Below are 8,382 nucleotides of genomic sequence, written 5' to 3'. Positions count from 1 at the left end.
CACCACGACATCCCGAGGGGCCCCGCCACATCGGCGGGGCCCTTCGGCGTCCGCGGGGACGATGGTGCGCGCTCGAGTGCAGAACGTGCAAAAATCAGGAGGCGCTGGTCGGTGACCGGCGCCTCCTGCGTCCTGCGCACGCCCCGACGCCGCCGTCACGCGCTCCGGCCTCGTGCCGCCCACGCCCCTCGCCTCGCCTCACGGCCCGTGCCGCTGCCCGAAAGGCTCCCCCATGACCGACGCCTCCGCCGCCCACTCGACCCGCGCCTCCTCGGCGTCCTCCCCGGGGGCCGGCCCCGGCCAGCCCGCCGGCGTGCCGCGTCACGCCTGGTACGCCCTCGTCGCCCTGCTGCTCGGCATGTTCATCGCCCTGCTCGACACCACGATCGTCAACGTCGCCCTGCCGACGATCCGCACGACGCTCGACGCCTCCGAGTCGACCCTGTCGTGGATCATCTCGGGGTACGCCCTCGCCTTCGGCCTCGCACTGATCCCCGCGGGACGCATCGGCGACCGCATCGGCCACAAGTGGGTCTACTTCACGGGCGTGTTGCTCTTCACCCTCGCGTCGCTCGCCTGTGGCCTCGCCCAGGACGACACCCAGCTCGTCGTGTTCCGCGTCGTCCAAGGCCTGGCGGGCGGCATCTTCGTGCCCGCCGTCACCGCGTTCATCCAGTTGCTGTTCCCCGGTCGCTCGCGCGGCAAGGCCTTCGCCATCATGGGCGCCGTCATCGGCGTCTCGTCGGCGCTCGGCCCGATCATCGGCGGCCTGATCATCCAGGCCTTCGGCGACGAGAACGGCTGGCGTCTCGTCTTCTACGTCAACCTGCCGTTCGGCATCATCACCCTGATCGCCGCCGCCGTCCTGCTGCCCAAGCGCGACGAGTCGGTGCCCCGGCCCGACCGCGGGCTCGACTGGATCGGCCTCGTCCTGGTCTCGGGCGCCTTCGTCGCCCTGCTCGTCCCGCTGATCCAGGGGCAGGACGAGGGCTGGCCGCTCTGGACCTACCTGACCATCGCCGCCGGCGTCGTGCTGCTCGCCCTGTTCGGGCTGTGGGAGGTCGCGTACACCAAACGCGGCAAGACCCCGCTCGTCCCGCCGAAGCTGTTCGCGCACCCGTCGTTCACCGGCGGCGTCGTGCTCGCGCTCGTCTACTTCGCAGCCTTCACCAGCATCTTCTTCACGATCTCGCTGCTCTGGCAGTCGGGGCTCGGCCACAGCGCGCTGGCCTCGGGCGCCGTGGCGATCCCGTTCGCGGTCGGCAGCATCATCAGCTCGTCGCAGAGCAACCGCATCGCCGCCCGGCTCGGGCGCGGCGTGTTGATCCTCGGTACGGCACTCGTCACGATCGGCCTCACCTGGATGTGGCTCGTGCTCGTCACGGTCGACGCCTCCGACCTGACCAACTGGATGCTGCTGGTGCCGCTGCTGCTCGCCGGCCTCGGCAACGGCTTCTTCATCGCGCCGAACGTGCAGTTCATCGTGGCCACGGTCGACCGGCAGGACGCCGGCTCGGCCAGCGCCGTCATCTCGGCCATCCAGCGCATCGGCTCGGCCGTCGGCATCGCGATCATCGGCAGCGTGCTCTTCGGGACGCTGACCATCTCGGGCCGGACGCCGGCCGACGTCGCCACCGGCTTCACGGACGCGGCGGCGCACGCGATGCTCGTCAGCGCGATCTTCGCCCTGGCGTCGTTCGTGCTGGTGTTCGCCCTGCCGCGCCGCGTCCCGCAGCAGCGCGGCTAGCCCCCTCGGGGCGCTGCCCACGAACGGGTGGGGCCGGGATGCGAACCCGGCCTCCTCGTTCGGGCGGCACCAAGAAACGTGAGGCACACTGCAACGATGCCCTCAGCCCTGCCGACCACAGAGCCGACCGTCCGCCCCGTCTCGACCACCCGTCGAGACCGGGTGCTGCCGCTCGACGGCCTGCGCACGCTGGCCATCGCCCTCGTCGTGCTCTACCACCTGCACGTGCCGGGCTTCGGCAGCGGGTTCGTGGGCGTCAACGTCTTCTTCGTGCTGTCGGGCTACCTGATCACCACGTTGCTGCTGCGCGAGCACGCGTCGACGGGACGCATCCGGCTCGGCAGGTTCTGGGTCCGCCGCCTGCTGCGGCTCTACCCGACGCTGCTCGCCGTCGTCGTGGTCGGCGTCTCGCTGTGGTGGCTCGTCGGCGACTACCAGGGGTCGACGCTCGGCCCCGTCGGGGCCGCCGTGATCGCCTTGACCTACTCAGGCAACATCGCCCGGGCCTTCTTCGACACCTCGCAGGGCGTCTTCGCCCCGATGTGGAGCCTGTCGATGGAGGAGCAGTTCTACCTCGTCTGGCCGCCCGTACTCGTGCTGCTGCTCGCCGTCGCGGTCAAGCGCAAGGCCCTCGTCGCCGGCCTGTCGGTCGTCGTCGTCGCCTCGGCCGTCGCGACCTGGTTCCTCTACGACCGCCCGTCCGGCAGCGCGACCCCCGACATCTACTTCAGCCCCGTCCTCAACGTCGCCCCCCTCTTGATGGGCTGCGCGCTGGCGATCGTCCTGCGGTCCGACCGCGTTCGGGCCGCCCTGGCCGGCCGCTGGGGCGCGCTGGCCACCTGGCTCGGGATCGGCGGGGTCGTCGGTTCGTTGTTCGTCATCGGATCGGGCTGGCAGCAGAGCGTCCTGACCTTCGCGGTCGCCTTGCCCGCGGTGGGCCTCGCGTCGATGCTCTTGATCGGCGGGCTCGTCACGGCGTCGTCGCCGGTCGCCTGGGTGCTGTCCCTCGCCCCGGTCGCCTGGTTCGGACGAGCCATCTCATACCCGCTCTACCTCTGGCACGTCGTCTTCATCGCGCTCGTCGAGCCGTACGTGCAGGGTGCTCTCGGCGTCGTCCTCGTGCTCGCCGCGGCGATCGGCACGTCGGTGCTCTCGCACCACTTCGTGGAGAAGCCCGCCCTGAAGCTCAAGGGGCGCTTCGAGCCCCGGGAGCCGCGCCGCGCCTCCTCGTCCGTCGCGCGGGACCGCGAGCTGACGAACGCCTGACGCCGGACGACCGGGGAGGCCCGGGCGGACCGGGCGTCAGAGCCAGCCGCGCTCGCGCGCGACGCGGGCCGCGGTGTGCCGGGACGAACTGCCGGTCTTCTGCATGGCCGACGAGAGGTAGTTGCGCACCGTTCCGGAGGCGAGGTGCAGCCGGGCGCTGATCTCTCGGACCGAGAACCCGTCGGTCGTGAGGCGCAGCGTGTCGAGCTCGCGCTCGGTGAGCGGGCAGTCGTCCATCATCGCCGAGGCCGAGATGTCGGCGTCGATGTAGCGGCGGCCGTCGTGCACCTGCACGATCACCCGTTCGAGCTCGTCGGGGTCGACCGACTTCGGCAGGAAGCCCCGTACTCCGGCACGGAGGGCACGTCGGAGCACGCCGGGGCGGCCGTGACGGGTCAGCAGCACGACCGCCTGCTCGGGTCGTCGACCCAGGATCGCGATCGCCGCCTCGATGCCGTCCATGCCGGGCATCTCGAGGTCGAGCAGCACGACGTCGGGCTCGTGGAGCGCGGCGAGGGCCACGGCCTCGGTGCCGTCGGCGGCCTGGGCGACGACCTCGACGGTGTCGCTCAGGTCGAGCAGGGCGGCGATCGATCGACGCAGCAAGGTCTCGTCGTCGGCGAGCAGCACCCGGATCACGCGGGCCTCGTGCCGGTCGACGCCCCGCTCGACGCCACGGGGGCCGCCGCGGGGGCCGCCCCGGCCCGTGTCGCCGTCGTCCGGGGCGCTCCCCCGGCTCTTGTCGCTGCTGCCCTCGCCTCGACCCGGAACCGGCCGTTTTCGTGCCGGGTGGTCACCGTGCCTCCGACCGCGGCGAACCGTTCGCCGAGGCGGGCGAGGCCGCTGAGGCCGCGCATCGGTTCGGCCGCGCCGTCGTTGACCACCTGGACGAACTCGAGGCCGAGCACGATGGTGACCCGCTCGGCCTGGGCGTGGCGCAGCAGGTTCGTGGTGGCCTCGCGCACGACGTGACCGAACAGGTCGTCGGCCGGGTGCCCGACGGGAGGGGCACCCGTGACCTCGAGCTCGATGCCCGCCGCGCGGATGAGCTCGGCCGAGTTGGCCAGTTCGCCGGCGAGCGTGAGCGTGCGTTCGCCGTAGGCCAACCGACGGGTCTCGGCGATCGTCTGCACGATCAGCTGCTCGGCCTCGCGGAGGTGCCGTCGCGCGGCGGCCGGGTCGCGGTCCAGGGTCTTGTCGGCCAGCTGCAGCTGCAGGCGACCGACGTGCAGGGCCTGCCCCTGGATGTCGTGCAGGTCGACCGAGAACCGGTACCGCTCGCGCATCACGGCGAGCTCGGACTGGGTCTCGCGGGCCGCGTCGATCTCGAGGTACAGGTCGAACCCGTACCGGTTCAGCCGACAGATCCCGTAGAGCGACAGCAGGCCGATCACGACCGCCGTCGACAGCCCCACGAGCGGTGCGGCCGCGTCGACCTCGACGACCACCACGGGTACGAGCGCGGCGACCACGGCGGCGGCGACCCATCGCCAGGAGGCGAGCGGGGGCGTCGTCGCCAGGTACCCGACGGTGAGGCCGAAGGGGAAGAGCAGCAGGGCGTTCTGCCCGCCGAGCGGGACCGCCAGCCAGACGAGGTACGAGACCACGAGGCCGGCGACCGCCAACGGGACGGGTGGGCGGCGCTCCCAGAAGAACGAGTGGGCCGTGACGAGCGCCCCTGCGACGCCGGAGGCCGCCACCAGCCACCAGGAGGTGCCCTCGGCCAGCAGCGTCACGACGAGGACGAGGGTGGTGAAGACCGCGAGCGCCACGAACGACCACGTGACGTACCGCCGCATGCGCGCGAGCGGGGGCAGGTGGCCGTCCGGTCGGGGACGCACGGCCAGCGGGAGGTGGGGCATGAGACCACGCTAACGGAGCCCGCCGACGCACGGAGGTGCCCGATGTCATGGCCGAGCATGACCGATGTCACGCGGCACGGATGGCACGCCGGCACTACCCGTCGTCCGCTCGGCGCGAGATCGTCGAGGTCATGACGAACTCCATCGACACCACGCCCCGACCGGCCGTCGCACCCGGCTCCGCCGAGCGCGGCGACGCCGTCATCTCGACGCACGGCCTCCGCTGTTCGTACGGCTCGTTCACCGCCGTCGACGGCCTCGACCTGACCGTCCACCGCGGCGAGCTGTACGCGCTCCTCGGCACGAACGGTGCCGGCAAGACCACCACGCTCGAGGTCCTCGAAGGGCACCGCACGGCCGACGCGGGCCGGGTCGAGGTGCTCGGCGGCGATCCGACCGACCGGGGGCGCATCCGCCCGCGGATCGGCACGATGCTGCAGGACTCCGGCCTCGCCCCCGAGCTCACCGTGCGCGAGAGCGTCCTGCTGTCGGGCGCCGTCTCGGGTCGCGACGACGACGTCGACCGGGTGCTCGGCCTGGTCGGCGTCGACCACAAGGCCCGGGCCCGGGTCGCCCAGCTGTCGGGCGGCGAGCGCCGCCGCGTCGACTTCGCGGCCGCGGTCTGGGGCACCCCCGAGCTCGTCTTCCTCGACGAACCCACCACGGGGCTCGACCCTGCGGCACGTGACGCGCTCTGGGCGGTCGTCGCCGAACTGCGGGAGGCGGGGGTCACGTTCGTCCTGACCACCCACTACCTCGAGGAAGCCGCCGAGAACGCCGACCGCATCGGTCTGATGCACCGGGGGCGCATCCGCCGCGAAGGGACCGTCGCCGACCTCACCGCCGGCAGCACGACCTCCATCCGCTTCGTCGCCCCCGGCCCGCTCGACGGCCTCCCGCTGGAGGTCGCCCGGACCGAGAACGACCTCGTCGTGATCGAGACCGACGACGCCCAGCGCGACCTCGGAGCGTTGCTCGGCTGGGCGGCCGACGCCGATCGCCCGTTGGCCCGTCTCACGGTGCACGAGTCGGGACTCGACGACGTGTTCCGCGACCTCAGCCGCGCCTCCTGAGCGTCGGCCGTCACCGGACTCCGCTCCCCTCCCCCGTCCCCCTCCGAAAGGACATCCCATGACCACCGTGACCCGTCCCTCCCCCACCCGGTCGGCAGGCTCGCGACGTCGTACCGGCCCGCTCGCCATCGCCCTCGCCGAACTGCGCATGCTCGTGCGCAACCGCACCGTCGCCCTCTGCGCCCTGCTGCTGCCCCTCGGCTTCGGGGCCCTCACCTACGCCTTCGACTCGTACGGCACCGCCGGCATGCTCGCCGGCGTGCAGATCATCGGCATGGTGGGCCTCGGCGTCTACGTCACCGCGACGACCACCCTCGCGGCCCGTCGTCAGTCCCTGTACCTGAAGCGCCTGCGCAGCGGGTCCGTCGGCGACGCGGGGATCATCGCCGGGCTCGTGCTGCCCGTCGTGGCGGTCAGCGTCGCGCAACTCGTCATCGTGCTCGGCGTGCTCGCGCTCCGCGAGCCCCCGGTGCACGCCGGGCTGCTGATCGCGGCCGTCCTGATCGCCGAGGCCATGTTCGCCGGCTTCGCCCTGGCCACGGCCGGGTTCAGCACCTCGCCCGAGCACGCCCAGTACACGACCATGCCGCTCTACCTGATCACGCTCGGGGTGGCGATCTGGTGGACGATCACGGGCGCCGACGACCTGCTCTGGCTCAAACGCATCCTGCCCGGCGGCGGGCTCATGGAACTGATCACCTTGGCCTGGAACGGCGGTGACCTGTCGCTCGTGTCCGTGCTGTTGGCCCCGACACTGGTCTGGGCGGCCCTCGGCGCCCTCGCGGCCACGAAGGCCTTCCGCTGGGAGCCCCGCCGCTGATCCACCCGGCCCCGACCCCGGCCCGGGGCCGTCGTGGCTTCGTCAGGGCCGACGCGGCCTCGTCAGGGCCGACGCGGCTTCGTCAGGGCCGACGCGGCCGGGCGACGGCGGGCACGCCCACCGCGACCGACCCGGCCGGGACGTCCTTGGTCACGACCGCGTTGGCCCCGACGACGCTGCCGCTGCCCACGGTGACGCCACCGAGCACGGCGGCCCCGGCACCGATCATCACGCCGTCACCGACGGTGGGGTGCCGGCGGCCGAGCGCGCCTCCGCGTCCCTTGCCCCCGAGGGTCACGCCGTGGAAGATCGTGCAGTCGTCACCGACCACCGCCGTCTCGCCGATCACGACGCCCATGCCGTGGTCGATGAACAGGCGGGCTCCGAGGCGGGCCCCGGGGTGGATCTCGACGCCGGTCAGCGATCGGACCGCCTGCGACAGCAGGCGCGCGACGAACCGTGACCCGAGGAGGCGCGGTGCCGGCCCCGCACGCCACAGTCGCGAGGTCACGCGGTGCGCCCACACCGCGTGCAGGCCCGAGTAGACCAGCGCGGTCTCGACGCGTCCTCGGGCAGCCGGGTCGCGCCTCCGGACGGTGTCGAGGTCTTCGCGGAGGCGGGCGACCAACCGCACCCTAGGCGTCCGCGAGGTCCTGGAACAGCACGGTCGACAGGTAGCGCTCTCCGGTGTCGCAGACGATCGCGACGATGCGCTTGCCGGCGTTCTCGGGCCGTTTCGCGATCTCGAGCGCGGCGTGGATGATCGCGCCGGACGAGATGCCCGAGAGGATGCCCTCCTTCGTGGCGAGGTCGCGCGCGACGCGCAGGGCGTCGTCGAGCTGGACGGGGAAGACCTCGTCGATCTGCGACCGGTCGAGCACCTCGGGCACGAAGTTCGCGCCGATGCCCTGGATCTTGTGCGGCCCGGCCTTGCCCTCGCTCAGCAGGGGCGAGTCGGCGGGCTCGACGGCGACGACCTTCACGCCGGGGACCTTCTCGTGCAGCACCTGACCCACGCCCGTGATCGTGCCGCCGGTGCCGACGCCCGCGACGAAGAAGTCGATCTTCCCGTCGGTGTCGCGCAGGATCTCGGGCGCGGTCGTGCGGCGGTGGATCTCGGCGTTGGCCTGCGTCTCGAACTGCTGCGCCCAGATCGCGTTCTCGGTCTCGGCCGCGATCTGCTTCGCTCGCTCGACGGCGCCCTTCATGCCCTCGGGGCCGGGGGTCAGGACGATCTTCGCGCCGTAGGCCTTCATGACGGTGCGTCGTTCGACGCTCATCGTCTCGGGCATCGTGACGATCACCCGGTAGCCGCGGGCGGCACCGACGAGGGCCAACGAGATGCCGGTGTTGCCGCTCGACCCCTCGACGATCGTCCCGCCGGGCTTCAGGTCGCCGGACGCCTCGGCCGCGTCGACGATGGCGACGCCGAGGCGGTCCTTGACGCTGGCACCCGGGTTGTAGAACTCGAGCTTGGCCAGCACCTCGGCCCCGCCCTCGGCGGGCAGCGAGTTGAGCTTGACGAGCGGGGTGTTGCCGAAGGCCGAGGTGATGTCGGCGTGGATTCCGGGCATGCGCGGGTCTCTTCCGTGAACGGGGTCTGTGCGGACGAAT

At 72.3% G+C, this 8,382-nt stretch carries 8 protein-coding genes; 4 read left to right on the top strand and 4 right to left on the bottom strand.

The genetic code is table 11. The features are described 5' to 3' along the window. The first annotated feature begins 232 nt into the window (after nt 1–232). Both ASE87_RS00645 and ASE87_RS00640 read left to right on the top strand, forming a co-directional pair. Nucleotides 233–1,747, top strand: coding sequence for an MFS transporter (locus ASE87_RS00645; RefSeq protein WP_043596803.1), 1,515 nt, complete (start codon nt 233–235; stop codon nt 1,745–1,747). Between the two features lie 96 nt (nt 1,748–1,843). Beyond that, nucleotides 1,844–3,013 (top strand): acyltransferase, encoded by a 1,170-nt coding sequence (locus tag ASE87_RS00640; protein WP_056225098.1) that lies wholly within the window; start codon nt 1,844–1,846, stop codon nt 3,011–3,013. A gap of 36 nt (nt 3,014–3,049) precedes the next feature. On the opposite strand, the gene ASE87_RS00635 is transcribed toward ASE87_RS00640, so the two are convergent. Then, entirely contained in the window at nt 3,050–3,652 is a 603-nt protein-coding gene (locus tag ASE87_RS00635; RefSeq protein WP_056225096.1) for a response regulator transcription factor, read from the bottom strand. Beyond that, entirely contained in the window at nt 3,649–4,875 is a 1,227-nt protein-coding gene (locus ASE87_RS00630; RefSeq protein WP_056225092.1) for a sensor histidine kinase, read from the bottom strand. Before ASE87_RS00630 ends, ASE87_RS00635 begins: the two co-directional genes overlap by 4 nt. Before the next feature lie 131 nt (nt 4,876–5,006). On the opposite strand from ASE87_RS00630, the gene ASE87_RS00625 reads away from it, so the two are divergent. Both ASE87_RS00625 and ASE87_RS00620 read left to right on the top strand, forming a co-directional pair. After that, nucleotides 5,007–5,948 carry an ABC transporter ATP-binding protein gene (locus tag ASE87_RS00625; protein WP_082452319.1) on the top strand — a complete coding sequence of 314 codons (942 nt, stop codon included), beginning with the start codon at nt 5,007–5,009 and terminating at the stop codon, nt 5,946–5,948. Between the two features lie 58 nt (nt 5,949–6,006). Further along, nucleotides 6,007–6,768, top strand: a complete 762-nt coding sequence (locus ASE87_RS00620) for a hypothetical protein (protein ID WP_056225090.1) — start codon at nt 6,007–6,009, stop codon at nt 6,766–6,768. 82 nt (nt 6,769–6,850) lie between these two features. Here the strand turns inward: ASE87_RS00620 and epsC are convergent, their stop codons facing one another. After that, complete coding sequence (gene epsC / locus ASE87_RS00615) at nt 6,851–7,402, bottom strand: serine O-acetyltransferase EpsC (RefSeq protein ID WP_056225087.1); 552 nt, start codon at nt 7,400–7,402, stop codon at nt 6,851–6,853. 1 nt (nt 7,403) lies between these two features. After that, nucleotides 7,404–8,342, bottom strand: a complete 939-nt coding sequence (gene cysK / locus ASE87_RS00610; protein ID WP_043595695.1) for a cysteine synthase A — start codon at nt 8,340–8,342, stop codon at nt 7,404–7,406. Between the last annotated feature and the right edge of the window lie 40 nt (nt 8,343–8,382).

The sequence above is a fragment of the Frigoribacterium sp. Leaf44 genome (assembly GCF_001421865.1).
GTDB lineage: Bacteria > Actinomycetota > Actinomycetes > Actinomycetales > Microbacteriaceae > Frigoribacterium.
This window is presented reverse-complemented; position numbering and strand designations above follow the sequence as displayed.

Coding starts and splice junctions, on each gene's coding strand:
- ASE87_RS00640 (WP_056225098.1), top strand. CDS start 1,844: ATGCCCTCAGCCCTGCCGACCACAGAGCCGACCGTCCGCCCCGTCTCG.
- ASE87_RS00630 (WP_056225092.1), bottom strand. CDS start 4,875: ATGCCCCACCTCCCGCTGGCCGTGCGTCCCCGACCGGACGGCCACCTG.
- ASE87_RS00645 (WP_043596803.1), top strand. CDS start 233: ATGACCGACGCCTCCGCCGCCCACTCGACCCGCGCCTCCTCGGCGTCC.
- cysK (WP_043595695.1), bottom strand. CDS start 8,342: ATGCCCGGAATCCACGCCGACATCACCTCGGCCTTCGGCAACACCCCG.
- ASE87_RS00620 (WP_056225090.1), top strand. CDS start 6,007: ATGACCACCGTGACCCGTCCCTCCCCCACCCGGTCGGCAGGCTCGCGA.
- ASE87_RS00625 (WP_082452319.1), top strand. CDS start 5,007: ATGACGAACTCCATCGACACCACGCCCCGACCGGCCGTCGCACCCGGC.